26 protein-coding genes are annotated in these 25,690 nt (G+C 72.5%); 12 read left to right on the top strand and 14 right to left on the bottom strand.

Going from position 1 to position 25,690, the window contains the following annotated elements; translation table 11 throughout:
- Positions 1-48: 48 nt before the first annotated feature.
- Complete coding sequence (locus AB0H21_RS30580) at positions 49-642, top strand: alpha/beta family hydrolase (protein ID WP_358523444.1); 594 nt, start codon at positions 49-51, stop codon at positions 640-642.
- Positions 643-654: 12 nt separating this feature from the next.
- On the opposite strand, the gene AB0H21_RS30575 is transcribed toward AB0H21_RS30580, so the two are convergent.
- Both AB0H21_RS30575 and AB0H21_RS30570 read right to left on the bottom strand, forming a co-directional pair.
- Positions 655-855, bottom strand: a complete 201-nt coding sequence (locus AB0H21_RS30575; protein WP_358523442.1) for a DUF5999 family protein — start codon at positions 853-855, stop codon at positions 655-657.
- Positions 856-1,180: 325 nt separating this feature from the next.
- A complete protein-coding gene (locus AB0H21_RS30570) occupies positions 1,181-1,831 on the bottom strand; it encodes a TetR/AcrR family transcriptional regulator C-terminal domain-containing protein (protein WP_358523440.1) in 651 nt (216 codons plus the stop codon).
- A 139-nt stretch (positions 1,832-1,970) separates the two neighbouring features.
- Between AB0H21_RS30570 and AB0H21_RS30565 the strand changes: the two genes are divergently transcribed.
- Positions 1,971-2,390, top strand: coding sequence for a hypothetical protein (locus AB0H21_RS30565; protein WP_358523438.1), 420 nt, complete (start codon positions 1,971-1,973; stop codon positions 2,388-2,390).
- An 87-nt stretch (positions 2,391-2,477) separates the two neighbouring features.
- On the opposite strand, the gene AB0H21_RS30560 is transcribed toward AB0H21_RS30565, so the two are convergent.
- From AB0H21_RS30560 to AB0H21_RS30550, 3 genes are all read right to left on the bottom strand, one after another.
- Positions 2,478-3,884: an RNA polymerase sigma factor gene (locus AB0H21_RS30560; protein ID WP_358523436.1), complete on the bottom strand. Its 1,407-nt coding sequence runs from the start codon at positions 3,882-3,884 to the stop codon at positions 2,478-2,480.
- Between the two features lie 289 nt (positions 3,885-4,173).
- The gene (locus AB0H21_RS30555) at positions 4,174-4,539 is read right to left on the bottom strand and encodes a hypothetical protein (RefSeq protein ID WP_358523433.1); all 366 of its coding nucleotides are present in this window, start codon (positions 4,537-4,539) and stop codon (positions 4,174-4,176) included.
- Positions 4,540-4,617: 78 nt separating this feature from the next.
- A complete protein-coding gene (locus tag AB0H21_RS30550) occupies positions 4,618-5,808 on the bottom strand; it encodes an AMP-binding protein (RefSeq protein WP_358523431.1) in 1,191 nt (396 codons plus the stop codon).
- Positions 5,809-6,001: 193 nt separating this feature from the next.
- On the opposite strand from AB0H21_RS30550, the gene menD reads away from it, so the two are divergent.
- Positions 6,002-7,657, top strand: coding sequence for a 2-succinyl-5-enolpyruvyl-6-hydroxy-3-cyclohexene-1-carboxylic-acid synthase (gene menD, locus AB0H21_RS30545; RefSeq protein WP_358523429.1), 1,656 nt, complete (start codon positions 6,002-6,004; stop codon positions 7,655-7,657).
- A gap of 21 nt (positions 7,658-7,678) precedes the next feature.
- Here menD and AB0H21_RS30540 read toward each other — a convergent pair whose 3' ends face one another.
- Positions 7,679-8,323, bottom strand: a complete 645-nt coding sequence (locus AB0H21_RS30540; RefSeq protein WP_358523427.1) for a methyltransferase domain-containing protein — start codon at positions 8,321-8,323, stop codon at positions 7,679-7,681.
- Between the two features lie 121 nt (positions 8,324-8,444).
- Here AB0H21_RS30540 and AB0H21_RS30535 point away from each other — a divergent pair, with 121 nt between their 5' ends.
- A complete protein-coding gene (locus tag AB0H21_RS30535) occupies positions 8,445-9,101 on the top strand; it encodes a DedA family protein (protein ID WP_358523424.1) in 657 nt (218 codons plus the stop codon).
- Here AB0H21_RS30535 and AB0H21_RS30530 read toward each other — a convergent pair.
- Positions 9,068-9,805 carry a GntR family transcriptional regulator gene (locus AB0H21_RS30530; RefSeq protein ID WP_358523421.1) on the bottom strand — a complete coding sequence of 246 codons (738 nt, stop codon included), beginning with the start codon at positions 9,803-9,805 and terminating at the stop codon, positions 9,068-9,070. The two genes, AB0H21_RS30535 and AB0H21_RS30530, sit on opposite strands and share 34 nt — an antisense overlap.
- A gap of 210 nt (positions 9,806-10,015) precedes the next feature.
- Here AB0H21_RS30530 and AB0H21_RS30525 point away from each other — a divergent pair, with 210 nt between their 5' ends.
- From AB0H21_RS30525 to AB0H21_RS30510, 4 genes are all read left to right on the top strand, one after another.
- Entirely contained in the window at positions 10,016-10,333 is a 318-nt protein-coding gene (locus tag AB0H21_RS30525) for a hypothetical protein (RefSeq protein ID WP_358523419.1), read from the top strand.
- Positions 10,334-10,565: 232 nt separating this feature from the next.
- Positions 10,566-11,555: a sugar ABC transporter substrate-binding protein gene (locus AB0H21_RS30520; protein WP_358523416.1), complete on the top strand. Its 990-nt coding sequence runs from the start codon at positions 10,566-10,568 to the stop codon at positions 11,553-11,555.
- Entirely contained in the window at positions 11,552-12,586 is a 1,035-nt protein-coding gene (locus AB0H21_RS30515) for an ABC transporter permease (protein WP_358523413.1), read from the top strand. The genes AB0H21_RS30520 and AB0H21_RS30515 overlap by 4 nt, the downstream gene beginning before the upstream one ends.
- On the top strand, positions 12,583-13,422 hold the full coding sequence (locus tag AB0H21_RS30510) for an ATP-binding cassette domain-containing protein (protein WP_358523411.1): 840 nt from the start codon (positions 12,583-12,585) through the stop codon (positions 13,420-13,422). Before AB0H21_RS30515 ends, AB0H21_RS30510 begins: the two co-directional genes overlap by 4 nt.
- Before the next feature lie 37 nt (positions 13,423-13,459).
- Here AB0H21_RS30510 and AB0H21_RS30505 read toward each other — a convergent pair whose 3' ends face one another.
- Complete coding sequence (locus AB0H21_RS30505; RefSeq protein WP_358523408.1) at positions 13,460-14,689, bottom strand: isochorismate synthase; 1,230 nt, start codon at positions 14,687-14,689, stop codon at positions 13,460-13,462.
- A 243-nt stretch (positions 14,690-14,932) separates the two neighbouring features.
- On the opposite strand from AB0H21_RS30505, the gene AB0H21_RS30500 reads away from it, so the two are divergent.
- Positions 14,933-15,796 carry a GDSL-type esterase/lipase family protein gene (locus tag AB0H21_RS30500; RefSeq protein ID WP_358523406.1) on the top strand — a complete coding sequence of 288 codons (864 nt, stop codon included), beginning with the start codon at positions 14,933-14,935 and terminating at the stop codon, positions 15,794-15,796.
- A 433-nt stretch (positions 15,797-16,229) separates the two neighbouring features.
- On the opposite strand, the gene AB0H21_RS30495 is transcribed toward AB0H21_RS30500, so the two are convergent.
- The 3 genes from AB0H21_RS30495 to AB0H21_RS30485 all read right to left on the bottom strand — a co-directional run bounded on the left by AB0H21_RS30495 (position 16,230) and on the right by AB0H21_RS30485 (position 20,297).
- Positions 16,230-19,529 carry a PDZ domain-containing protein gene (locus AB0H21_RS30495; protein ID WP_358523404.1) on the bottom strand — a complete coding sequence of 1,100 codons (3,300 nt, stop codon included), beginning with the start codon at positions 19,527-19,529 and terminating at the stop codon, positions 16,230-16,232.
- A gap of 253 nt (positions 19,530-19,782) precedes the next feature.
- Positions 19,783-19,920, bottom strand: coding sequence for a hypothetical protein (locus AB0H21_RS30490; RefSeq protein ID WP_358523402.1), 138 nt, complete (start codon positions 19,918-19,920; stop codon positions 19,783-19,785).
- An 86-nt stretch (positions 19,921-20,006) separates the two neighbouring features.
- A complete protein-coding gene (locus AB0H21_RS30485; protein ID WP_358523400.1) occupies positions 20,007-20,297 on the bottom strand; it encodes a hypothetical protein in 291 nt (96 codons plus the stop codon).
- Between the two features lie 117 nt (positions 20,298-20,414).
- On the opposite strand from AB0H21_RS30485, the gene AB0H21_RS30480 reads away from it, so the two are divergent.
- Positions 20,415-20,693 carry a DUF3040 domain-containing protein gene (locus tag AB0H21_RS30480; protein ID WP_358523397.1) on the top strand — a complete coding sequence of 93 codons (279 nt, stop codon included), beginning with the start codon at positions 20,415-20,417 and terminating at the stop codon, positions 20,691-20,693.
- A gap of 45 nt (positions 20,694-20,738) precedes the next feature.
- Here the strand turns inward: AB0H21_RS30480 and AB0H21_RS30475 are convergent, their stop codons facing one another.
- From AB0H21_RS30475 to AB0H21_RS30465, 3 genes are all read right to left on the bottom strand, one after another.
- Entirely contained in the window at positions 20,739-22,373 is a 1,635-nt protein-coding gene (locus AB0H21_RS30475; protein ID WP_358523395.1) for a penicillin-binding transpeptidase domain-containing protein, read from the bottom strand.
- 183 nt (positions 22,374-22,556) lie between these two features.
- On the bottom strand, positions 22,557-23,219 hold the full coding sequence (locus AB0H21_RS30470) for a lysophospholipid acyltransferase family protein (RefSeq protein WP_358523393.1): 663 nt from the start codon (positions 23,217-23,219) through the stop codon (positions 22,557-22,559).
- Positions 23,220-23,759: 540 nt separating this feature from the next.
- Positions 23,760-24,104, bottom strand: coding sequence for a sulfurtransferase TusA family protein (locus AB0H21_RS30465; RefSeq protein WP_358523391.1), 345 nt, complete (start codon positions 24,102-24,104; stop codon positions 23,760-23,762).
- A gap of 200 nt (positions 24,105-24,304) precedes the next feature.
- Between AB0H21_RS30465 and AB0H21_RS30460 the strand changes: the two genes are divergently transcribed.
- Positions 24,305-25,192 (top strand): LysR family transcriptional regulator, encoded by an 888-nt coding sequence (locus AB0H21_RS30460; protein WP_358523388.1) that lies wholly within the window; start codon positions 24,305-24,307, stop codon positions 25,190-25,192.
- 108 nt (positions 25,193-25,300) lie between these two features.
- Complete coding sequence (locus tag AB0H21_RS30455) at positions 25,301-25,582, top strand: hypothetical protein (protein WP_358523386.1); 282 nt, start codon at positions 25,301-25,303, stop codon at positions 25,580-25,582.
- Positions 25,583-25,690 lie beyond the last annotated feature (108 nt).

Here is a 25,690-nt window from a genome sequence, read left to right as displayed (position 1 = left end):
CATCCCCCGCGAGAAGTAGCGGGGTCCTTCCCAGGTACGGTGTGGGCCATGCGCATCGTGACGCCGAACGGGCCGGCGATCGTGGAGGTCGACGAGGCGCGCGACCCGCGGTTCCTGTTCGTGCTCACCCACGGCTCGTCCGGGGGAGTGGAGGCGCCGGACCTGCTGGCGGTGCGCGACGCGGTCGGTGAGATCGGCGGGACCGTCGCGCGGGTCCTCCAGCCGTTCCGCGTCGCGGGCGCCCGGGCCCCGGGCTCGGCGGTCAAGCAGGACGAGTCCTGGACCGCGCTGGTGGCCTCGCTGCGGCGCCGGTTCCCTGGCCTGGCCCTGGTGCAGGGCGGGCGGAGCAACGGCGCGCGGGTCGCCTGCCGTACCGCCCGTGCCGTCTCGGCCGACGCGGTGGTGGCGCTGGCCTTCCCGCTGCACCCGCCCGGCAGGCCGGAGCGCTCGCGGGCCGGTGAACTACGCGAGGCGGGCGTGGACGTGCTCGTGGTGAGCGGTGACCGCGACCCGTTCGGCGTGCCCGACGAGGCGGACGCCGCCCGGCGGGTCGTGCTCGCCGGAGAAGGACATGAACTCAAGAAAAAACCCGCCCTGGTGGGCGAGGTGGTCGCGGAGTGGCTCGGCTCCCGGTTCGGGTGAACCGCGGGCCGGTCAGGCCGCGCTGATGGCGAGGTCGGTGGGGCGGTGCGGGGCGATGACCGCGCCGTCGGGCAGGAGCTCCCCGGTGTCCTCGAAAAGCACGATGCCGTTGCACAGCAGGCTCCACCCCTGCTCGGGGTGCGCCGCGATCGTGCGGGCGGCTTCGCGGTCCGGTGCGGTGGTGCTCGGACAGGACGGCTCATGCGGGCACATCGGCGTGCCTCCGGATTTCTCTCTCGGTCTGGTGTCCGGCCGGGATCCTCGGCGACGGCGCGTCTGCCCGCTCCGATTCCCCCGCCCCCGTCGGACGGGGCCGAACGCTGTGTGATCGACGTGTGTGCTGACGCACACTTACAGAGTAAGTGTGCTGCGGGTCACACGCGGGCGACATAGCCCATTAGGACGGTTTAGATCCTTCGATTAGGGGGGTCCAGGGGGCCGCCGGGCCGGTCTCGTGCCGTGTGACCTGCGACACAAGCGTGCCCGACAGAAGATAACGGTCTCAATACGACTCGCCGCCGAACGGATAAACGTATGGTTACGCCTCGGCAAGCCCCCTGAGCAGGGCGTCCAGCCCCCGCTCGAAGGCCTCCACGGCCTCCTCCCCGGACTCGGGACGGGCCGCCGTCGCGCCGCCGAGTCTAGCGCCGCCGGGGCCGCCGCTCCCGCCGTTCGCGAACTCCGCGCCGTCCCCGTCGCCGTCGTCTCCCGCCGGCGCGGCCCAGCCGGACCGCTGGATCTCCACCGCGACGCTGCCCATCACGTACGCCCGCAGCGCGCGCACGGCCGCCGCGGCGTCCCCCAGCCCGGAGGCGGCCAGCTGCTCGGCCTGCTCGCGGATCGCCATCAGCGCCGTGCCGCGCGGGGGTTTGGTCAGGGCCAGGGCCAGCACCCCGGGGTGCTCCAGCAGCGCGGCGCGGCTCGCCCGGGCCCACGCGCGGGCCACGTCCTGCCAGCCCGCCGCACCTGAGGGATCGACGGCGACGGTCGTGACGTGCTCGGCCAGCGCGTCCATCAGCGCCTCCTTGCCGCGGGGCAGGTGGTGGTAGATGGCCATCGCCTCCACCTGGAGCGCGTCGCCGAGCCTGCGCATGGTGAGCCGCCGCAGGCCCTGGCCGTCGGCGATGTGCAGCGCCGCCTCGATGATGCGCTCGCGGGACAGGGGGACGGGAGGTCGTTTCGCCGGCATACAGGGCATGATCCACACAGTGGCTTACTTTGTAAAGGGCGCCACGCCGTACCGGCGGCCCGGCCCCTCCGTAGGCGGCGTACGCTAGGGCGAGCGACGAACGCCGGATCACCGGCGAAGTGCCGAGAAAGGGCAGGCGATGGCGTTTTTCCGTCCGAGGGTGAGCCGGGAGGCGGAGGTCAGGCACCACGCCGACCAGGAGGTCGGGAAGGGCTTCGCCCAGGTGCTGGAGAAGGCGCGTGACGCCGAGCGCGCGCTGCGCCGGGCGCGGGCCGAGGAAGCGGGCGCGGGCGAGCTGCGCGCCGCGGGCCTGGCCTTCGACCGGGCGCTGACCGACGCGCTGCGCACCGCCGAGGCCGCCAAGCGGGCGACCCTGGGCGTGCGGGCGTACGACGACCGCATCCGGCGCCGCAAGGGGGTCGCCACCCCCGAGGGCGCCCGCTGGGTGGCCGAGGTCGACCGGCTGCGCACCCTGCGCGAAGAGAACCGGCTCACCGGCATCGTCCGCGTGCCGCGCCCGTTCGTCTCCACCGCCGCCGGCGGCGCCTCCGCGCACTAGCCGCGCGGGGCGCCCCGAGACGCGAACGGCCTCCATCCCGTGCGGGACGGAGGCCGTGGCCGCCGGCTCACCGGCCGGGCTGCGTCGTCAGCTCGCCCAGTCCAGCAGCGGCCGGGTGTTGCTCGGGTGGCGCAGCTTGCTGAGCGACTCCTTCTCGAGCTGGCGGATGCGCTCCCGGGTCAGCCCCAGGTGCTTGCCGATCTCGTCCAGCGTGTGCGGCTTGCCGTCGATCAGGCCGAACCGCAGCGCCATGATCTTGGCCTCGCGCGGCGTCAGGTTGTCCAGCACGCCGCGCAGCTCGGCGCCGAGGAGCTGCCGGTCGACGACCTCCGAGGCCTCGGGGGCGTCGACGTCCTCGATCAGGTCGCCGATGGTGGTCTCGCCGTCCTCGCCGATGGTCGCGTTGAGGCTGATCGGCTGGCGGCTGGTGCGCAGGAGCTCCTCGATCTGGTCGGGGGTCTTGTCCAGCTCGACCGCCAGCTCCTCGGGGGTCGGCTCGCGCCCCAGGCGCTGGTGCATGTCACGCTCGACGCGCGACAGCTTGGACAGCAGCTCCAGGACGTGGACGGGCAGGCGGATCGTCCGGGCGGAGTCGGCGAAGCCGCGCTGGATCGCCTGGCGGATCCACCACATCGCGTACGTCGAGAACTTGTACCCCTTGGAGTAGTCGAACTTCTCGACCGCGCGGATCAGGCCGAGGTTGCCCTCCTGGACGACGTCCAGCAGCGCCATGCCCCGGTCGGTGTACTTCTTGGCCACCGAGACGACCAGGCGCAGGTTGGCCTCGAGCATGTGGTCCTTGGCGCGCCTGCCGTCCTCGACGACCCACTCCAGCTCCGTGCGCTCGTCCTCGCCCGGCGACCCGGTCTCCAGCTTGTGCTCGGCGTACAGGCCTGCCTCGATGCGCTTGGCCAGCTCGACCTCCTCGGCCGCGGTCAGCAGCGTGCGGCGGCCGATGGACTTGAGGTAGGTGTGCACAGAGTCGCCCATGACCGAGGACTGGTCGTCCAGGTCGAGCGTCTCGTTCTGGAGCTCGTGCTCGTCGGGCTCCTCCCAGTTGTCCTGGGGGCCGGGCCCGTCGTCGGGGGCGACCGGCGCGGTGGCGGGTGCGGGCGCGGCCGTCTTGCGCGCGGATCGCCGGGGGCGCGGCTCGGCGGTGGTCTCGGAGGCGCCGGAGCCGCCGGCGGGCGTGATGGTGGTGCTGGTCATTGCGCTCTTCGCGGTAGTCTTCACAGTGGTGCTCTTACGAGTATCGCGCGGCGGGTCGCCGGCCTTGGGGGCGGGCTCGTCCTCCGCGGCGAGGTTCACGCCCGCCTCGGTGAGCTCGCGCACGATCGAACGGCCCTTGGCCGGGCTGATCCGCGCCGACGAGAACGCCTCGCGCAGCTCCGCGAGGGAAAGGTGCCCCTGAGCTCGGCCTCTGTCGAGAACGCGGTCGAGGGTCGTCGAGGGCGCCTCGCGCTCGGTCGAGGCCGCCGCGGCAGTTCGGGGCATGAGCACACCTCCTCCGTCACGGAGTCGTCTGATTCAGTCGATGGGATGGCGCGGCGTTCGCGTTCGGCGCACCAGTATCAATAACGCCCGACGCCGTCTTTTGTTCCCGCGACCCGCCACATCGTGACCGGGCGACTCCTGATCTCCCGGCTCGTCTTGCCTGGTCGCGGTGCCCCCTGCCCTCGATCGGGTGTCCGGCACCGCCCTGCCCGGGGGCGTCCCGGCCCCCGGCATGAAAGGAGGCGGGCCCCCTCGAGGTGGCCCGCCTCCCCGGCGTGATCGCGCGGCGTCAGCTGCCGGGCGTCTTCGTGGGGGTCTTCTCGGGCGTCAGCACGGGCATCGGCATGGGTTCGGCGCTCTCCAGCCGCTTCTCGGTCCAGTACTCCGCCACCTTGCCCGGGTCCGAGTTGAGATCGGGGTCGGTGACGACGAACTTCTCCGGCGAGCGGGTCGGCTCGGCGTTCTGGGGCACCTCGGGGCCGGGGATCTGGCCCGGAGCCTCACCGGGGCCCGGGGTCGCCTGCGACGACTCCTGGCCGGTCTTCTCGGACCTGTCCACCCGTCCGGACGCGGCGGCGGCCGCGACGGAGATGCCCCCGGCGAGGACCACACCGGCCACTCCGGCCGAGATCCACATCTTGCGGGTTGGGTTCATCGAGGCGTCCTTCCTGATCCAGCCTGTCCGTATGACGCGCTGGACATCACTTCCGGTTCCCTTGACGGGACATTGTGGTCAAGAAGGATCGCTTATGCCAACAAACCCGGAAATCTGCGTACGTATGGCGACGAGATCGTGTTTGCCGTTCGGGAGCAGCGGCAGCCGGTCCACCACCGCCAGCGCCCGCGGCGCCGCGTACCCCGGCAGGCGCGTCTTCACCAGCGACCGGAGCTCGGCGAGGGCCGGGGGAGCGGCGGGGTCGGCCGCGACCACCACCGCGACGACCTCCTGACCCCACTCCGGGTGAGGACGGCCCACCACGACGGCCTCCCGGACCGCCGGATGCCCGGCCAGCAGCCCGGCGACCGTCCCGGCCACGACCTTCCGGCCCCCGGTGTTGATCACGTCGTCCACCCGGCCCAGCACCCGCAGCCGCCCGTCCTGGAGCGCCCCGAGGTCGGAGGTGAGATACCAGCCGCCGTCCAGCGCCGCCGCCGTCAGGTCGGGCCGCAGCCGATACCCCGAGAACAGCACCGGCCCGGCGAGCCGGATCCGCCTGTCCGGCCCCACATCGGCCCGTACGCCCTCCAGCGGGACGCCGTCGTACACGCACCCCCCGCACGTCTCGCTCATGCCGTACGTGCCGACCACGCGCGCGCCGGACTCGCGGGCGGCCTCCACCAGCCCGGGAGGGGCCGCGGCGCCGCCGAGCAGGATCGTGCGGAACCCCGACACGTCCGCCCCCGCCTCCAGCAGGCGCCGGAGCTGGGTGGGCACCAGCGACACGTGGTCGGCGCCGCTCGCCGCCACCGCCTCGGGGACGAACCGCTCGTGGACCAGCGGCTCGGAACCGCCGAGCAGCGCCCGGACCAGCACCTGCAGGCCCGAGACGTGGGAGGGGGGAAGGCAGCACAGCCAGCGCTCGCCGGGCCGGGCGCCGAGCCGCGCCAGCGAGGCCGACGCCGAGGCCGTCAGCGCCGAGGCCGTCAGCTCCACCCCCTTGGGCGCCCCGGTGGACCCGCTGGTCGCGATGACCACCGCGACCCCGTCCGCCGCGGGGACCCCGCCCGGAAGGGGCCGGACCTCACCGGGGGTCACCAGATGGGTCGGGCGCAGCGCCTCCAGCGCGGCCCGCAGCGCCGGGGCGGGCAGGGACGGATCCAGCGGCAGCACGGCCGGGCCGCCGCCGAGCAGCGCCTCGCGGACCTTCCGCACCACCAGCGGGCCGGGGCCGGCAACCACCGCGTGCACCGGTCGCTCACTCACGGTCGTAAGGTTAGTCCCGATGAGAGGCCTCCCCGCGCGCTGCGCCGGCGCCGGGCGCAGTGAGGAGCGAGACTGATCGTGGGCGTTGTCGACCGCAACCGCGCCGTCCCCGCCGCCGTCGCTCGATGACGGCCCCGCGCGTCCCCGCCGCGGCGATCCCTCCGGTCCGGCCGAGCGCGCCAGAGGAGGGCCGGTGAACCCGGCGACGGCGCTCAGCGACGTCCTGGTCGACGAGCTGGTGCGCTGCGGGCTGACCGACATCGTGCTCGCCCCCGGCTCGCGCTCCGCGCCGCTGGCCATCGCGGCGCACGCCGACTCCCGCGTCCGGCTGCACGTCCGCATCGACGAACGGTCGGCCTCCTTCCTCGCCCTCGGCCTGGCCCGCAGGTCCGAGCGGCCCGTGGCGCTGGTCTGCACCTCCGGCAGCGCCGCCGCCAACTTCCACCCGGCGGTCATCGAGGCGAGCGAGTCGGGGGTGCCGCTGCTGCTGCTGACCGCCGACCGGCCGCCCGAACTGCGCGGCACCGGCGCCAGCCAGACCATCGACCAGCTCAAGCTGTACGGGGCGTCGGTGCGCTGGTTCGCCGAGGTCGGCGTCCCCGAGGAGCGCCCCGGGCAGGTCGCCTACTGGCGCTCGCTGGCCTGCCGCGCCTACCAGCGCGCCCTCGGCCCGGGCGACCCCGGCCCCGTCCACCTCAACCTCGCCTACCGCGAGCCGCTGATCCCCGACGGCGACACCTCCTGGTGCGAGCCGCTGGACGGCGACGCGGGCGGGCCCTGGGTGCGGGCCCGGGTGGCGCCGCCCTCGGCCGGGCTGCACGTCACCCCCACCCGGCGGGGCGTGCTGGTCGTCGGGGACGGCGCGGTGAACGTGCGGCGGTACGTCGCCGCCGCGGGCATGGCGGGCTGGCCGGTGCTGTCGGAGCCCAGCGGCGGCGCCCGCTACGGCGACAACGCCATCTCGGCCTACCACTTCCTGCTCGGCGTCCCGGAGTTCGCCGACGCCCACATCCCCGACGTCGTGGTGACGCTCGGGCGGCCGAGCCTGTCGCGCCCGCTGCTGTCCTGGCTCAAGCGGGCGCCCGAGCACGTCGTGGTCGCCCGCGACCTGTCGCGCTGGCCCGACCCGACCCGCTCGGCCACCCAGGTCGCCGAGGCCGTCGAGATCGCCGCGGCCGCCGGCGACGACGGCTGGCTGCAGTCCTGGCGCGCCGCCGACGCGGCCGCGCGGCGCGCGGTGGACGGAGTGCTGGACGACACCGGCATCAGCGAGCCCCGCCTGGCCCGGGACCTCGTCGAGCTGCTGCCCAACAACTCCCTGCTGTTCTGCGGCTCCTCCATGCCGATCCGCGACCTGGACCAGGCCATGCGGCCCCGGCGCGGCCTGCGCCTGCTCGCCAACCGCGGCGCGTCCGGCATCGACGGGCTGGTGTCCACCGCGGTCGGCGCGGCGCTCGCCCACAACGGCCCGTCCTACGCCCTGCTGGGCGACCTGACGCTGCTGCACGACCAGAACGGCCTCATCCTCGGCCCCCGCGAGCCCCGCCCCGACCTGTGCCTGGTCGTCGTCAACAACGACGGCGGCGGCATCTTCTCCCTGCTGCCCCAGGCCGGCCTGCCGGAGTCCTTCGAACGCGTCTTCGGCACCCCCCACGGCGTCGACCTGGCCTACGTCGCCGCCGCCACGGGCACGCCGCACACCCTGGTGTCCTCGATCGGCGACCTGCCCAAGGCGATCCGGGGCGAGGGCCTGCGCCTGGTGGAGGCCCGCACCGACCGCGAGGAGAACGCCCGGATCCACGCGCTGCTGCGCGACGCCGCCCACGAGGCCGTCCGCGCCGGGGGCTAGAGCGGGCGCCCGGGCGGTGGGTCACGGGGCCCGGCGGGCGGAGAAGTAGGCGACCGCGCCGTCGCGGTCGACCTCGACGCGGTCGAAGCCCGCCGCCTCCAGCCAGCGGGGCAGGTCCCGGGCCGTGCCCACGGCGGCGAAGGTCCCGATCCGCTGGAACAGCCGGATCAGCGCGTCCTGCCGCGGCCCGCCCCCGCGCACGACGGCCGTCCCGTGCAACCGGCCCCGCGGGCGCAGGACGCGGGCCATCTCGGCGAGGGCCGCCGCCGGGTCGGGGAAGCAGTGCAGGCCGAAATAGCTCAGGCACCGGTCGAACTCGCCGTCGCGCAACGGCAGGCCGGCCACGTCGCCCTGGAGGAACCGGATGCCGTGCAGGCCGCCACGGCGTGCCCGGTCGCGGGCCCGGCGCAGCATGAGCGGCGACAGGTCCAGGGCCACGTACCCGCGCACCCCGGGTTCGAGCTTCCTGAAGGCGGTGCCCCCGCCGCACGGGACGTCCAGCACGCGGTCCCCGTCCGCCGGTTTGCGGGGGCGGTCCAGGTCACGGTAGAAACGCCGCATGTCCGCGCCCCACAGCAGCCTGCCGCCGAGCCTGCCGAGCCGTTCGTGCGCGATGCCGAAGTCGTAGATCACCGCGGTGAGCCGGGCCCGACGCCAGCCGTCCATGAGCAACCTCCACGCCACGCCCTGCCTATGCCCCGGAGACCGGCGATTCTTACGTCACGCGTGGGTCAGATCTCCTTCAGTATGTAAAACCCGTTTCATCCCACGACATAGGGTGTGAGTCATGCATGTCGAGGAGTGGCTCCAGGCGATCCCCGCGCTCTGGGTCTACGTGATCGTGGGCGGCGTCATCGGCCTGGAGAGCCTGGGCATCCCGCTGCCCGGGGAGGTCGTCCTGGTCAGCGCCGCCCTGATGGCCGCCCACCACGCCGTGAGCCCGGTGTGGGTGGCGGTGTGCGCGAGCGCGGGCGCGATCATCGGCGACTCCATCGGCTACGCCATCGGCCGCAAGGGCGGGCAGCCGCTGTTCGACCGTCTGTCCCGGCGCTTCCCCAAGCACTTCGGCCCCGCCCACGTCGCCAAGGCCCGGCAGGCGTTCGACCGGTGGGGCATGTGGGCCGTCTTCATCGGCCGCTTCATCGCCCTGCTGCGCATCCTGGCCGGCCCGCTGGCGGGCGCGCTGCACATGCCGTACTGGCGCTTCCTGGTCGCCAACGTGCTGGGCGGCATCACCTGGGCCGCCGGCACGACGGGCGTCATCTACTACCTCGGCATGGCGGCCGACCGCTGGCTGAAGGGCTTCTCCTGGGTGGCGCTCGTCGTCGCCCTCCTGTTCGGCATCGGTACCACGCTGTTCCTCAAGCGCCGCGCGGCCCGGCTGGCGGAACCCGCGGCGGGGGACGCCGATCAGCGCTCGATGAGCGTGACCTCCAGCGAGTAGTGCGAGGCCCGGTAGACGTGCGAGCCGTGCTCCACGGCCCTGCCCTGGTCGTCGTAGGTCGTGCGCACCATCGTGAGCAGCGGCGCGCCCCGGCGCTCGTCCAGCAGCCGCGCCTCGGCCGGGGTGGCGGCCCGCGCGCCGATGCGCTGGTCGGCCACCCGCATCCGCACCCCCGCCGCCCGCAGCAGCTCGTACAGCCCCCGCTCGGCCAGGGCCTCGGACGTCAGGCCCGCCACGGCCGGCAGCCAGTTGTGCAGCAGGGCCAGGGGCTCGCCGGCCGCGTAGCGCACCCGCTCCAGGCGCAGCACCTCGGTGCCGGCCGGGACGCCGAGGACGCCCGCGATCTCCTCGTCCGCGCCCACCGGCCGCAGCGACAGCACGCGGGTGGTCGGCTCCTGGCCGGCGCGGCGCAGGTCGTCGTACAGGCTGGTGAGCTCGACCGAGCGCTTGACCTGGCCGTGCACCACCTGGGTGCCGACGCCGCGCTTGCGGACGAGCAGCCCCTTGTCCACCAGGTACTGGATCGCCTGGCGGATCGTCGGACGCGAGAGCCCGAGCCGGTCGGCCAGCAGGATCTCGTTGTCGAGCCGGGCGCCGGGCGCGAGGTCGCCGCGCCGGATCGCCTCGGCGATCTGCTCGGCCACCTGGAAGTACAGCGGAACGGGAATTGAGCGATCGAGATCGATGTCGAGTCGAGTGCCCATGCCTTCTCCCGGCTCCGTTCCAGATCGCTGAGGGACCAGGGTAGCGGACATCAAGATGTCCGGACAAAAACGCCGCCGTGCGGGCGGACCGACCGCGATGCCGGCGAGTCATGCCACACCCCGCACAGTGAGATGTTTTCACGTACAGTCGCCAATCGTGTGCGCTCCGTCATGTGGTGGCGCTAGTCTTCGGGTGTGGAGGGAATGAAGATGTCATCGACTGAGCTTGAACTGCGCATTGCCGAGGTCGAGTCCATGCTCGGCTCCGTGCGTGATCAGGCCGTGGCCGCGTCCTACGTGGCCGGTCAGGCGTCGGGCAGGGCCGAGGCCGCGAGCGGCCTCTACATGGCCGTGGTCGACGATCTGAAGGGAATCCGTGTGCAGCAGAACCTGCACACGGTGACCCTCGCCCAGCACTCGAAGATCCTGGACGGCCTCGCCACGACCGTCCACGAGCACACGAGAACTCTGGAGGAGCAAGGCACGAAGCTCGACGAGATCCTCGACATCGTGCGCACGTTGAAGTAGACCCGGCATGCCCCCAGCCCGGCGAGATCGTTCGCCGGGCTTTCTTCGTGCCCGGCGTGGTCCGCCGGAGTGCCGGAGTGGCGATATGTCAGTATGTCCTGACAAATTATTAGGTGACATACCCAATACATCCGAATGTCACGACAACTAATTGACAGCGAGGTTACACGAGGTTACAAACGCTGATATGCGGCCGATCACCGTCCCCCCAGGACGGAGCGGGAGGTAACCCATGACGCGTGTCACACGACTGATCACGGCGGCGGTGCTGGGAGCGCTGGTGCTGGGCGGATGCTCCGGCGAGAACGGCGGCGGGCAGGCGAGCGCCTCCGCGTCGTCCACCGGCGGGCAGGCGGGGACGGACGGCGGAACCTACGCCGTCATCACGCACGGCGCGCCCGGCGACCCCTTCTGGGACGTCGTCAAGAACGGCGCCGAGGGGGCGGGCAAGCGGTACGGCGCCGCGGTCACCTACCAGGGCGACGGCGACCCCGCCAAGCAGGCCCAGCTCATCGACCAGGCGGTCAGCCAGAAGGTCGACGGCCTGGTCGTCTCGATGGCCAACCCCGACGCGCTGCGTGAGTCCGTCACCAAGGCCGTCGCCGCCAAGATCCCCGTCATCACCATCAACTCCGGCGGCGACAGCTCCAAGGAGTTCGGCGCGATCACCCACGTCGGCCAGTCCGAGGAGGTCGCGGGGCGCGGCGCGGGCGAGAAGCTCAAGGCCGAGGGCGTGACCAAGCTGCTGTGCGTCATCCACGAGGCCGGCAACGTCGGCCTTGACCAGCGGTGCAACGGCGCCACGGCCACGCTGGGCGGCACCGTCGAGCGCCTGCAGGTGGACGTGAGCAACCTCGCCGACGCCACCTCCAAGATCAAGGCCAGGTTGCAGGCCGACACCTCCGTCAACGGCGTGCTGACGCTGAACCCCGCGATCGCCGTCGCCGCCCGCGAGGCCATCGCCGACGGCAGGTCGAAAGCGAAGCTCGCCACCTTCGACCTGTCGGCGGACGTCGTCGACTCCATCCAGATCGGGCAGATCCTCTTCGCGGTCGACCAGCAGCAGTACCTGCAGGGCTGGCTGCCGATCACCTTCCTCTACCTGTACAAGAACAACCTCAACATCGTCGGCGGCGGCCTGCCGGTGAACACCGGGCCGGGCTTCGTCACCAAGGACAACGCCGCCCAGGTGGCCGAGCTGGCCCTGGAGGGCACCCGGTGACCAGCGTCCCCGCCGACGAGCGGCTCGCGGGCGCCGGCGTGCTCCGGCGCCTGCTGGTCCGCCCCGAGCTCGGCTCGGTGGTCGGGGCCCTGGCCGTGTTCGCGTTCTTCTCCTCCCAGTCGGCGGTCTTCCGCTCGGCCGACGGCGTCGCCAACTGGCTCGACCCGGCCTCCACCCTCGGCATCATGGCGGTCGCCATCGCCCTGCTGATGATCGGCGGCGAGTTCGACCTGTCGGCGGGCGTGCTGACCGGCACGACCGGACTGGTCATGGTGACGCTGGCCACCCGGTTCGGCTGGAACGTGTGGCTCGCGATGCTCGCCGGCCTGGTCCCGGCGCTGGCGATCGGCTTCCTCAACGGGCTGCTGGTCGTGCGCACCAGGCTGCCGAGCTTCATCGTCACGCTCGGCACGTTCCTGATGCTGCAAGGGCTCAACCTCGGCCTCACCAAGGCGATCACCGGCACCGTGCAGGTGAGCGGGCTGCGCCGGGCCGAGGGGTACGAGGGGGCCCGCGCGGTGCTGGCCGGGTCGGTCACGGCCGGCGGGGTCGACTTCCGCGTCGCGATCTTCTGGTGGCTGGCGGTCACGGCCCTGGCCACCTGGGTGCTCATGCGCACCAGGGCCGGGAACTGGATCTTCGCGATCGGCGGCGACGAGCGGGCGGCGAGGGCCGTCGGCGTCCCGGCCGCCCGCGTGAAGATCGGCCTGTTCATGACCACGGCCACCGCCGCCTGGCTGGTCGGCTCGATCACAGCCCTGCGCTTCGGCTCGGTGCAGGCCGGCACGGGCATCGGCCAGGAGTTCATCTACATCATCGCCGCGGTGATCGGCGGATGCCTGCTGACCGGCGGGTACGGCTCGGCGGTCGGCGCCTCGATCGGCGCGCTGATCTTCGGGATGGCCGACAAGGGCATCGTGTTCGCCGGTTGGGACGCCGACTGGTTCAAGTTCTTCCTGGGCGCCATGCTCCTGCTGGCCACGCTCGCCAACAGCCTGGTGCGCCGCTACGCCGAGGAGGCGCGACGATGACCGTTCCCTCCCCGGAGCCCCCCGCCCCGCCCCTTCTGGAGGCGCGCGAGGTCGGCAAGGTGTTCGGCAACGTGATCGCCCTGCGCGGCGTGTCGATGGTGCTGCGCGCGGGCGAGGTGACCTGCGTGCTCGGCGACAACGGCGCCGGCAAGTCGACCCTCATCAAGATCCTCGCCGGGGTGCACGCCCACGACAGCGGGGAGTACCTGGTGGACGGCTCGCCGGTGCGACTGGGCGGGCCGCGCGAGGCGCTGGACCGCGGCATCGCCACCGTGTATCAGGACCTGGCGATGATCCCGCTGATGTCGGTGTGGCGGAACTTCTTCCTCGGTTCGGAGCCGGTCACCGGCCCGCTGCGCCGCTTCGACGTGGCGCGGGCCAAGCGGGTCGCCCGCGAGGAACTGCGTGGCATGGGCATCGACATCCGCGACGTGGACCAGCCGGTGGGCACGCTGTCCGGCGGCGAGCGCCAGTCCGTCGCCATCGCCCGGGCGGTCCACTTCGGGGCGAGGGCGCTGATCCTGGACGAGCCGACCTCGGCGCTCGGCGTCAAGCAGGCCGGCGTGGTGCTGCGCCACATCGCCCGCGCGCGGGACCGCGGCCTCGGCGTGGTGTTCATCACCCACAACCCCCACCACGCCTACCCCGTCGGTGACCGCTTCCTGGTCCTCAACCGCGGCACGAGCCTCGGCCGGTTCGCCAAGGCGGACATCACCAGAGAGGAGCTGACGTCCCTGATGGCCGGCGGCGCCGAACTCGACCACCTCACCCACGAACTCGCCCACGAACCAGGCCGCGACGGCCCGGCGACGGCCCCCGCCCCCGGGACGTCCTGACACCTCGGCCGGCGGGCCGCGGACGGCCGCCCGCCGGTCAGCCCTCCAGGGCGAAGCGCATCACGCGGAACTTGGCCTGGGCCTCGGCGAGTTCGGCCTCGGGGTCGGAGCCGCCCATGATGCCGCAGCCGGCGAACAGCCGCGCCCGGCGGCCCTCGACGTAGGCGCAGCGCAGCGCGATGCCCCACTCGCCGTCGCCGCGGGCGTCGATCCAGCCGACCGGCCCGGCGTACCCGGCGCGGTCCATGCCCTCCAGTTCGCGGATCACCTCCAGCGCCACCGGCGTCGGCGTGCCGCCGACGGCCGCCGTGGGGTGCATGGCCGCGACCACGTCCAGCACCGACGCCCCGGCCGCGAGCCGCCCCCGCACGCGGGTGGCCAGGTGCTGCACGTTGGGCAGCACCAGCAGCTCCGGCTCCTCGGGCACCGACAGCGACGCGCACAGCGGCGTCAGCGCGTCGCGCACCGAGGCGACGGCGCAGGCGTGCTCGTGGCGGTCCTTGGCGGAGGCGAACAGCGCCTCGGCCTGGGCGCGGTCCCCGGCCGGGGTAGCGCCCCGGTAGGTCGTGCCGGCCAGCACCAGCGACTCGATCGACTCGCCGGTGTGCCGGACCAGCAGCTCGGGCGTGGCGCCGACCAGCCCGGCGCACGAGAAGGTGTAGCAGTCGGGGTAGGCGCGGGCCAGGCGCTCCAGCAGGACGCGCGGGTCGATCTCGCGCTCGGCCGTGGCGAGAAGGTCGCGGGCCAGAACGACCTTCTCCAGCCTGCCCGCCCGGATGTCCTTCACCGCCCGCGCCACGGCGTGCTGCCAGCCGGGCGCCGACAGCGACCCGTCTCCGTACACCACCCGGCCGGGCGGCACGGCGGGCGCCATGAGGTCGATGGGCGGCTCGCCGACCGTGGTCAGCCAGGCGCGGCCGTCCCTGCGGCCGAGCACCACGCGCGGCACCACCAGCACCGACCCGGCGGCGTCGGGGTCGAAGGTGAAGGACCCGAAGGCGACCGGCCCCGACCCGGGCACGTGCACGTCGTCGTCGATGTGGGCCTCGCCGAACACCTCGGCCAGCCAGCGCCGCGCCCACTCGAAGCGGCCCGCGCCGGGCGGGACGGAGACCCGGGCGGCCTCGCCCCAGGCCACCAGCCCTTCGCCCTGGTGCACCCAGGCGTACGGGGGGGCCTGCGGCAGTCGCGCGATCAGATCTTCCGCGTGATGGACGGGGACGCTGCGAACCAGCGGGGGGCGGGTTATCCCGAGCGCGACACTCACTCTGCCCACCTTATTCGGAATCTGAACGTGTTCGACATCGGGTGCCGGTCTCACCGCCCCCGCGGGACGGCGTGATCGGACGTCATCCGCGTCTACACACGTGGCAGGCCCTGTCAAGCCACGATAGGAACTCGGTCAACGGTAGCAACGCCTCGCCCACAGGTCATAGAGCGGGCCGCCGGTGATCTCTACCTTGGTAGCCGATCTTTTGCTCAGGATCGATCGTCCCAGATAGAGGTGACCATGGTCGGAAAGATCGCACTGGTCCTGGCAGCCGCGGTGGTGTGCGCCCCCGTGACGGCCGTCGCGGCGGCCGCCGATCCGGTGCCCCCGGTGATGGCGGCGCTCGGCGATTCGATCAGCGCGGGCTTCAACGCCTGCGGCTGGTACGTCCCCTGCACCTCGCGGTCGTGGTCGTCCGGGGACGACGCCGGCGTCAACAGCCACTACCTGCGCATGCTCGCGATCGACCCGGCCGTCAAGGGGCACAACCTGAACTTCGCCGTGCCCGGATCCACCAGCGCCGAGCTGGCCGCCCAGGCAGAGAAGGCCGTGGCGGCCAAGGCGGCCTACGTCACGATCCTGATCGGCGCGCAGGACGCCTGCGCGGGCGAGGAGTCCAGGATGACGCCCGTCCCGACGTACCGGGCCCGCGTCGAGCGGGCCCTGGCCGTGCTGGCCCCCACGGGCGCGAAGGTCTTCGCCGCGAGCATCCCCGACATCAAGCGGCTCTGGCGCCTGGGCAAGGACAGCGTCGTGGCCCGCTCGTTCTGGGCGATCGGCCACATCTGCCCGGCGATGCTGGCCCGCGCGTCCTCCGCAGCCAAGAAGGACCGGGCCCGCCGCGACCGCGTCCGCGAGCGGGTGCGCGACTACAACGAGGCGCTGGCCGAGGCGTGCGCCGCGTACGGGCCCGGGTGCAGGACCGACGGCGGCGCCGTCTTCGCCTACCCCTTCACGCTGGACGAGGTCAGCAAGTGGGACTTCTTCCACCCCAACGCCGACGGCCAGCAGGCGCTCGCCCGGGCGACGTTCAAGGCCGGTTTCCCGTGGGACCCCGGAACGCTCACCAGCGAGCCGCTCGCCTCGGGCCGCCAGGGCCGGTAGACGGCACCCGGCGGGGGCAAGGAACCGCTCGCGATCGTGAGCGGATACGAGCGAACGCATGTTTCGATGACGGCGTGAGGCCAGGCTGAGTGGGGGCAGTCGCAGGGAATTCACCCGCAGACCGCCTACCGGTGGTTCCGGGAGGGCAAGATGCCCGTCCCGGCTCGCCGCCTGCCCACCGGCACGATCGTCGTGGACGCCCCCGCCATCCCGATCGCCACGGGGCCGCACTCGTCCAGCGCGATCGGGCATGTCGGGTGAAGCCCTCGTCCAGGTCGGAAGCGGGAAGGCGGGGGAGGCGCGTATGTGATCTACATTGTAAAGGGCGTGGTCCGGGTTCACCCCTCCCTGGAGAATCCGGACCACGCCCACTCTCACAACGAACCGAACGCCCGCGCGGTGTCCGAAGGGCGCGGGAACATCGGCGGGGCGGTCAGGTGCGTGGGGGCAGTGGTGGGACGGCCAGGTGGGGGCGGCTCGCCGGGCGGGGGGTGTGGGCGGGTTGTTCGGCCAGCCGCTCCAGCGCGACGTCGATCGCGCGCTCCAGCTGGGTGTCCACCCCGCGCGCGTAGTCCTGCGGGGTGATGTCGACCTCGATGTCGGGGTCGGTGCCATAGTTCTCCACGCGCCAGCCGACGTCGTCGAAGGCGAAGGAGAATTCCGGCTGGGTGGTGACCGTGCCGTCGGCGAGCCGGTGGCGCGGCCAGATGCCGATCACGCCGCCCCAGGTGCGCTTGCCGATGAGCGGGCCGAGGCCGAGCAGCTTGAAGGTGTGGCTGAAGATGTCGCCGTCGGAGCCGGCGAACTCGTTGGTGATCGCCACCATCGGGCCGCGCGGGGACTCTGAGGGGTAGGCCTCGGGCACGCCCCAGCGCGGGAAGTCGTACCCCAGCCGCCGCCGGGCGAGCTTCTGCATCAGCAGGCTGGAAACGTTGCCGCCGCCGTTGAACCGGACGTCCACCACCAGGCCCTCGTGGTCGTACTCGGCCAGGAAGCCCCGGTGGAACTCGGCGTAGCCGTCGACGCCCATGTCGGGGATGTGGATGTAGCCGACCCGGCCGCCGGTGCGCTCGTGGGTGCGCCGCCGGTTGGCCTCCACCCAGTCGCGGTAGCGGGCGGGCTGCTCGTCGGCGATCGCCTTGACGGTGACGCGCCGCGGTGGGGCGTCACCGCGGTGGATGGTCAGCTCGACCTCCTGGCCGGCCTGGTTGACCAGTAGCCGCGCCGGGCCGTCGGGACCCTCGACGGGCCGCCCGTTGATCGCCACGACGGTGTCGCCGGGCCGCACGTCCAGGCCGGGGCGGTTGAGCGGGGAGGTGGCGTCCGGGTCCCACGGGTCGCCGCGGACGATGGCGGCGATGGTGTGCGCGCCGTCGGCGTAGGACCAGTCGACGCCGAGCTTGCCCTGGGAGTAGTGCGGCCGGGGGCGGTACTCGCCGCCGCTCTCGTAGGCGTGGGAGGTGCCGAGTTCGCCCTGCACCTCCCACAGCAGGTCGGAGAACTCGCCGCGGGTGCCCACCCGGTCGACCAGGGGCAGGTAGCGGTCGTAGACGGCGTCCCAGTCGATGCCGGACATGTCGTCGGCCCAGAAGTGCTCGCGCTGGAGCCGCCAGGCCTCGCGGAACATCTGCCGCCATTCGGCGTCGGGGCTGACCGACACCTTGACGCGGTCCAGGTCGATCCAGCCGCCGGCCCTGCTCGGGGAGTCGTCGTCGGAGGGGGACTCGCCGGCCTTGATCACCCGCAGGCGGTGTCGCGCGCGGTACAGCAGGGTGGTGCCGTCCCGGCCGAGCCGGAACTCGGTGACGCCCGAGACCAGGGTCTCCAGCTTCTGCCGGGTCAGGTCGTAGGCCTGCAGGGTGCCGGTGACCGGGTCGGCGTAGTCGTCGCCGCGGCTGCCCTCGACGGGGGAGGAGGTGAACAGCACCTTGTCCTTCATGGCGGCCACGCGGTCGTAGCGGCCCTCGGCGACCGGGAAGGCGACGACGCGGCGGTCGATGCCCTCGAAGTCGATGCGCAGGCGCGGACGGTCCGGATCGTCCTGCCCGGCGGATCCTGCGGCGTCCTGCGCCCCGTCTGGGCCCGCGGGGGCCTGCTTGCCGGAGTCGTCGCCCTTGCCCCCGGCCGTCCCCTTGTCCGTGGCTTTGTCGTCGCCGTCCTTGCCGCCGTCGCCGGACAGGGGTTTCGGCTCGGGGACGAAGGGCGAGCCGACGTCGGCGCGCAGCGCCACCGCGTACGGGCGGGTGCCGAGCGGGAAGCCGAGGTCGAACTGAAGCTCGTCGCGGACCGGGTTGAAGACGCGTTCCCCGATGAAGTACAGGTAGCGGCCCTCGGGGTCGAAGGCGGGCGCGCGGTCGCGCAGCACCGGCCGGGTGGCGAGGCGGGACTCGCCGGTGGCGAGCTCGTACACGCGGATCGCGGTGGTCTGCGCGGACTCGGGGCGGGTGTAGGCGAGCCAGTCGCCGGCCGGGGACCACGCGGGGTCCTCGATGCGGCCGAAGCCGCTGCGGTCGGCGACGGTCAGCGTGGCCTCCCCACCGGCGGGCAGGTCGACGACCAGCAGCTCGTTGCGGTGGTTGGTCAGCGCGACGCGGTCGGCCGCGGGCGAGACGGTCAGGGAGATCGCGCGCCCGGTGTCCAGGTGGTCCAGGCGCAGGGGGGCGGCGCTGCCGTCGGCGGTGAGCACGACCAGCACCTCGCGGTCGCCCTCGTCGCTGGCGGCGGCCACCAGGCGTTCGGCGTCCTTCAGCCAGGTCAGCAGGCGGTAACGGACGCCGTCGGGCTCGCCGTGCTGGCGGACCGGGCCCTCCCAGCCGGCGAAGGAGTAGGCCTTGCCGCGGGTGGTGATGGCCAGGCCGCTGCCGTCGGGGGACAGGGTGGCGCTGTCGAGGTAGTGGGCGGCGGGGACGAACCTGCGGTTGCGCTGGGTGCGCGGGCTGCCCAGCCGCATGTGCACGCGGCGGGCCTCGCCGTCGTCGGGGTCCAGGACGTACAGCTCGGCGCCTGCGTGGTAGACCAGGCGCCGGCCGTCGCCGGAGAGGTTGCGGGCGTAGTAGTCGGCGTGGTCGGTGTGGCGGCGCAGGTCCTGGCCCTCGGGGGTGCAGGAATAGACGTTGCCGACGCCCTCGTGGTCGGACAGGAAGTAGACGCGCTCGCCGGCCCAGCAGGGGGAGGCGAGGTTGCCGGCCAGGGTGATCAGGCGGCTGAACTCGCCGCCGCCGTCGCGGTCCACCCACAGGTCGCCGACGGTGCCGCCGCGGTAGCGCTTCCAGCGGGCGGGGTCGGCGGTGTTGCGGCCGAGGACGACCGCCCCGCCCGGGCCGTAGGAGACGGTGTTGGCGGGGCCGTAGGGCAGGCGCTCGCGCACGCCGGTCGCCGGGTCGACGCGGTACAGCCAGCGGCGGCGGCCGATGGGCTGGCCCTCGTCGCTGGCGTAGACGATCGCGCCGACGGGGTCCCAGCCGGTTACGGTGCACATGGCGTCGTCGTAGGTCATCCGGCGCCCGGCGCCGCCCTCGGCGGGCATGACGTAGACCTCTTCGGGGCCTTCCTCCCGCCCGACGTAGGCGATCTGGGTGCCGTCGGGGGAGAAGCGGGGATATCCGGCCTCGGCGACCCCGGCGGTCAGGCGAAAGGCGCGGCCGCCGGCGGCGGGCACCATCCAGAGATCGTCTTCGGAGGCGAAGACGATCTCGTCACCGAAGATCGTGGGGAAGCGGGCGTATGCGGACATCGATCCTCGCGTTCGGGGGGACGGGGGTTTCCATGATCAGGCACCCGGGCCGTTCACGTCGAGACGTGAACGGCTCTCTTCGCCGCGAAGGGAAACCACGTACCCGGCGAATACGGTCATATAGCACGAAAAGCTAACACGGCCGTACGCCGGTCCGGCGGCGGGTGCCTGAACAGGGACCTGCCCGTGAACCGGGGATCACCGGGTCCGCCCTCGGGGGCGGGCGGACGGCCGGGGGTGATGCCCGGTCAGGTCATCGGGCCTCGTCGGGCCGCGCCTCGCGCTTGTCCTCGTCCTCGCGTTTATTCTGCTTGGTCTCGCGCGTGGCCTTGATGGCCGCTTTCTTGGCCTTTCCGGTGGCCTTGGCGGACTTCTTTCGTGTTCCGGCCATGTTTCCCCCCGAACGCATGGGCCTGCTATTGCATGACAATGCACCATAAAGCGTGCATCACCGGCATTAAATACCCATCACCGCAGTCAATCACCCATATGTCTATTTAAGGGGGGGTTGATCGTCCACTCGAACGGAACCCGGCCGGTCGCCGGCACCCGGTTGATGATCGAGCGGGCCTGGATCTCGTAGAAGGTCATGCCCCGGAACTCCGGGGTGTCGAATCGTTCGGCGACCACGCCGCGGGCGATCGGCGGCACGGCCGGCGCGCCCGGGGCCGGGCCCGCGGGCCCGCAGGCCGGTGAGGGCTCTGAGGACTCCGGCGGGCCGGTCAGGCGCAGGTTGTCCCAGCGCATGAGCTTGATTAGAACAGGCATTCGATTGAGATCGCAACTCCCGGAGCCGCCGGGCAAAAAGGGGTTCAACAAATGGCTAAAGATCTTCATGATGGGGACAAACGTCGTCACACCGCTTGCGTTGCCGGGAGGTTAGGCATGGCCTGGTCGCAGGACGAGGAGCGAATGCTTGCCCAGATCGAGAGTTATCTCACCGATGACGACCCCAGGCTCGCCGCCCGGCTGGAGTCGTTCAACGAGCGCGTGGTGCGCAAGGAGGCCGGCGACCGCAAGCGCGCCGCCCGCGCCCGCCGCCGCCGCAGACGTCCGAGCAGGTCGACCATCATCATCCTGGTGAGCTGGATGCTGATCGCCACGCTCATCGCGACGCTGCTGATCATGGTGTTCCGCGGCGACGCGGCGGCCCTGCCCATGTGACACCCGGGCCCGTGCGAGCCGGTCCGCGCCCGTGGGCCGCGGGGGTCAGCCGGGAAGGCCCCGTAGGAAGCGGGCGGCGACCGGGGCGGCCACCGCGCCGCCCATGCCTCCGGCCTCGACCACCACGGCGAAGGCGACCTCGCCGCGGAAGCCGATGAACCAGGCGTGGGAGTCGAGCTTGGGCCCCGTGCCGAACTCCGCGGTGCCCGTCTTGCCCGCGGTGCCGGCCGGGAGCCCGGCGCCCTTGGCCGTCCCCTCGTTCACCACCGCCGCCATCATGGCGCGCAGCTTCTCGGCGACCCCGGCCGGCAGTTCCTGCGGCTGGGCCTTCTGCGCCAGCGAGGGCACCAGCGTCGGCGGGCGCCAGGTGCCGTCGGCCACGGCCGCGGCGACGCCCGCCATCACCAGCGGGCTGGCGGTGATGCGGCCCTGCCCGAACGACTCGGCCGCCAGGTCGGCGAGCCCGGTGGGCCTGGGCATGCTGCCCTTGGTGGCCGGGACGCCGATGGCGAGCGGCTGGTTGAAGCCCATCATGGTGGCGAACCGCTGGAGCCCGCCGCCGTTCAGGTGCTCGGCGGCCAGGGGGGCGAAGGTGGTGTTGCAGGAGTGGGCGTAGGAGTCCTGGAAGGTCAGCGAGCCGAAGGACTCGTGGTCGGAGTTGCGGATGGGCAGCCCGCCGACGTTGACCTGCTTGGGGCAGGTGACCTTCTGCGCGGGGGTGAGCCCCTCGGCGAGCAGGCCGGCCGCGGTGACGGTCTTGAACGTCGACCCGGGCGGGTAGCGGCCGTCCAGCGCCCGGTTGAAGCCGCCCTGGTTGTTGACCACGGCGAGGATCTCGCCGGTGGCCGGGCGGATCGCCACCAGGGAGGTGGGCTTGTCCAGGTCACGGACGGCGGCGGCCGCGGCGCGCTGCACCCCCGGATCCAGGCTCGTGCGCACCGGCTTACCGGGGGAGCCCTCGATCGTCTTCAGCGTGTGCAGGGTCTTCATGGAGCCGTCGGTCACCACGATGCGCGTGGTCGGCACCCCGGCCAAATCCTTCTGGAAGGTCTCCTGGAGCCCTCCTCTGCCGACCGGGTCGCCCGCCTTGTAGGCGGAGCCGAGCTTGGCGACGTCCTTGGCGGTGGCCTTGTCCAGGTAACCGGCGAGCTGCTGCACCGAGCCGCCGGCGCCGGTGCCGTCGATGCGGGCCCCGGAGGCGTCCTCGATCGCGGCGCGCTGCGGCCAGGTGGTCTTCAGGGCCAGGTGGGTGGAGCCGGTCAGCGCCGGGTGCACGGCGGCGGGCGTCCAGGCGACCTTCCAGTGGCGGTCGGTCACGACCAGGTCCAGGGAGCCGGTGTAGGTCCACCGGCCGATGTTCTTCAGCGTGAGCGTGGCGGTGTAGGCGGCCTTGGCGCGGTCGTCCCCGGTCTCGGTGACCGGGCCCAGCCGCACGGCGGTGCGGGTGGCGCCGAGGTTCTTGACCGGCTCGGCGTAGGCGGCCTCGAACCCGCTCGCCGGGGCGGCCAGGTCGGCGCGCATGGCCGTCAGGTCGCCGCGGGACCACGCGGCGCTGAAGCGGGCCGCCGTCTCGGCCGCGCTGCCCCGCGTGTGCAGCACGTAGTAGGCGCCACCGGCTGCGGTGCCGGCGACCAGCACGGTCGCGACGGACGTGATCGCGATGATACGGCCGCGCCGCACGAAGCCCCCCGGTGTCTCGACGTCGGCACGAGCTTAGCGCGGCCGGTGCGCCGGCTGTGGGGGACGCCGGAAACGGTGCTGGTCACCGCCTCGCCGGGCGGCGATCCAGAGCGCGGGTCCAGAGCGCGGGGTTCAGAGCCCGGTCCGCGGGGCACGCGGCGGTACAGGCCGCCGGGCGCGGGCTCAGGCCGCGCGCCGCGGCGCCTCCTTGAGGCTCTGGGCGTAGGCCGGGACGTACTGCTGGCCCGACAGGCGCTGGATGGCCTTCATGACCTCGTCGGTCACCGCCCGCCGGTCCTGGGCGCGGCCCGGGTCGCCGGTGAAGGTGAGGGGCTCGCCGATGCGGACGCCGATCTTGCCGATGCGCGGCACCGTCGCCCCCGGCGGCAGCACGCGGTCGGTGTTGACCATCGCCACCGGGACCACCGGGACCCCGGCCGTCAGCGCCAGCCACGCCACGCCGATCTTGCCGCGGTACAGACGCCCGTCGGGGGAGCGGGTGCCCTCGGGGTAGATGCCGAACAGCTCGCCGCCCTTGAGCACCCGCAGGGCGGTGTCGAGCATGACCTGGGCCGCGGCGGCGCTCTCGCGGTCGATGGCCACCTGGCCGGTGCCGCGCATGAACATGGCCATCAGCCGGTTGCCGGTGAAGTACTCCGACTTGGCGACGAAGGTGACCTGCCGGGGCAGCATCAGCGGCAGGAACACCGAGTCGAGGATCGACAGGTGGTTGGAGGCCAGGAGCGCCGCGCCCGAGGTGGGGACGTTGTGGGCCCCGGTCACCTCGGGTCGCCACAGCAGCCGCAGGAACGGACTGCTGACCATCTTGGTGATGCGATACAGCACGGACTCTCCCGGTGTGCGAACGGCCAATGACCACCATACGGCGCCGGGGGGAAACGATGTGTTACGGGAGCGCACAAACTGTTACATCCGCCGACAACGAAAGCGCCCCGCGAGACGGGCTCGCGGGGCGCTTTCGTTGTGGCCGATGTGGCGGTCGCCTCCTCGGCGAGAGGCACAACACGGCTCCAGCCGAACGGTATTCCGTGAAGGCGGTAATTGCGGCCCGGGGGACACAAACCACATCGGCTACCACCGACTTTAGCCCACTTCCGGGGGTCGTCCCTCCAGACCTGCCGCCGACAGGGGTATCCCGTGATGTCGATGTGGTGGACACCGGGGGCGGCACCGGGAAACGCGGACGTCAGGGCGCCCGGCCGGGAAAATCGCGGGCGCGCGGGCGGGGCGCGGCGCGGCGCGAAGAGGCTTCCGGGGAGGATCGGACCGGATTTTGGCGCTAGAGAGTCGATCTTGACGGCGATTCGGTGACGAGGGCCGTTTGCCCTGGTTGAGCGCTAGCGGGCGCCGGTTGAGGGAAGTGGGTCAGGCTGTGGTTGACCGCCACGGGGCATGGGGCTCGGTACGGCGGGCGTCGGCGCGGACGGTGAGGGCGTAGATGGGACGACCGTTGCTGCTGAGAGGGCCGAGGTAGTGGTGGCCGGTCAGGTGGCACCAGGCGGGCAGATCGATCGGTGCGGCCGGATCGGTGGCGATGAGGTGTACGACACGGCCCGAGGGCAGGCCGGCCACCAGGCGGCTCAGCTCGATCAGCAGCTGGACGCAGCGGCGGTCACCGCCGTCCAGTACCACCGGCACGGCCCGGCCGCTGGCACCGCCATCGGCAGGGCGGCCATCCGCAGGGGCGGCGTGCGCCCGCTCGTCATTCATGGCGTTGCCTGTCCTGTAGTGCCGGGAAGGCCGGTCAGCGGGTGGGAGACGGGAGGGCTGCGTTGATGAGGGCAGCACAGCTGCCGTCTCGATCTTTCATCGAAACGCATGCGCACGCGCTCCGGGCATTCATGAACGATATGGGCGGCCTGGTGGGTGCGGGTAGGTGTCCAGTGTGAATCGGGCGGTAGCCTCCGGTTATGGCTGAGCGGTTGAACCTGGAGGCGTTGCGGTATGCGCGGTCGGTGGCGCACGCCCGGTCGTTCTCGGCGGCCGCGCGCGCTCACGGGATCACGCAGCCTGCGTTGTCGAACGCGGTCGCCCGGCTGGAGGAGCGCCTCGGGGTGCGGTTGTTCGAGCGGTCCACCCGGGGCGTGACCTTGACCGCCGAGGCGGTGCGGCTGATCCCGCTGGTCGACACCGCTCTGTCGGCGCTGGATGCGATCACTGCCGAGGCGCGGCGGATCGCCGACCTGGAGGCGCCCCGCATTCACCTGGGCGTGTCCCCGCTGATCAGCCCCGATTTGGTCGCCCGGGCCTTCAGCGCCGTCCGCCGGCTACCGGTTCCGGGGGATCTGGTGCTGCGGGAGGCGAACATGGCCGACCTGCACGACGCGCTCACCCAGGGGGATCTCGACATCATCTTGATCCCGTCGGTGAACCCGCTGCCCCGCTTCGAGCACTGCGTCATCCACTCCGAGCGGGTCGTCGTGATCGACGCCCACGCGCAAGCGTCGTCGGCGGTGGAGCTGAGCGATACCGCCGATGCGCAGTTCATCCTGGTTCCCGACGCGTGTGGCCTGACCCGGTTCACCACTCAGCTGTTCCGCGAGCACGACCTGCCGCTGCGCACCTACCCGGGCGAGGCCGGCGGCTACCAGGTCCTCGAGCAGTGGGTCGGTCTCGGGCTGGGGGCGGCGATCCTGCCCGAGTCCAAGCTGTCGGACGCTGGCCTCACCGCCCGCCCGCTGGTCGACGACGGCCTGCCGGTCGAGTTGTTCTACGAGGCCGTGTGGGATCCCACCTCACGCTACGCGGCCGATCTGAGCCGGCTCGTCGCCTCGCTGGGCGATAACCGCCGCCTATAGCCGTATTCGCATCGCCGCCCTACCGGCCGCTCGGTCTCGGGCATAGCTTCGGCGCATGGCCACGGCTCATGCCGTGGCGCCGTGTTCGGACCCGAAGCGAGGAAACCCATGGCCTACCTTCAGATCACTCTGAACGTCGGCGCGGACGACCGTGCCGCGGCGGCCGGTGTCTACCAGCGGTACAAGCAGCCGTTCCTGGACACGGTCGCGGGCGCGAAGAGCAAGGAGCTGCTGGTTCGCGACGAGGACGTGCAGGTCCTGCACGGGTTCGCCACAGCCGCTGACGCAAAGGCGTACCTGTCCAGCGAGCTGTTCACCCAGGACGTCGTCGCCGCTCTGCAGCCTTACCTGAACGGGGCTCCAGACGTGCGCATCTACGAGACCGCCTGAGGCGGGCGCCGTAAGACGGTGGCGTCCCATCACGAGGTCGGCGCCACCATTGGGGCACGCACCCTGACCTGGAACCGTGCACGGCGGTGACGCGCCCGCCGAACACAC

The sequence above is a fragment of the Sphaerisporangium sp. NPDC051011 genome (assembly GCF_040653595.1).
GTDB lineage: Bacteria > Actinomycetota > Actinomycetes > Streptosporangiales > Streptosporangiaceae > Sphaerisporangium.
Note: the sequence above shows the minus strand (reverse complement) of the source record. Positions and strands in the feature narration are given on the sequence as shown.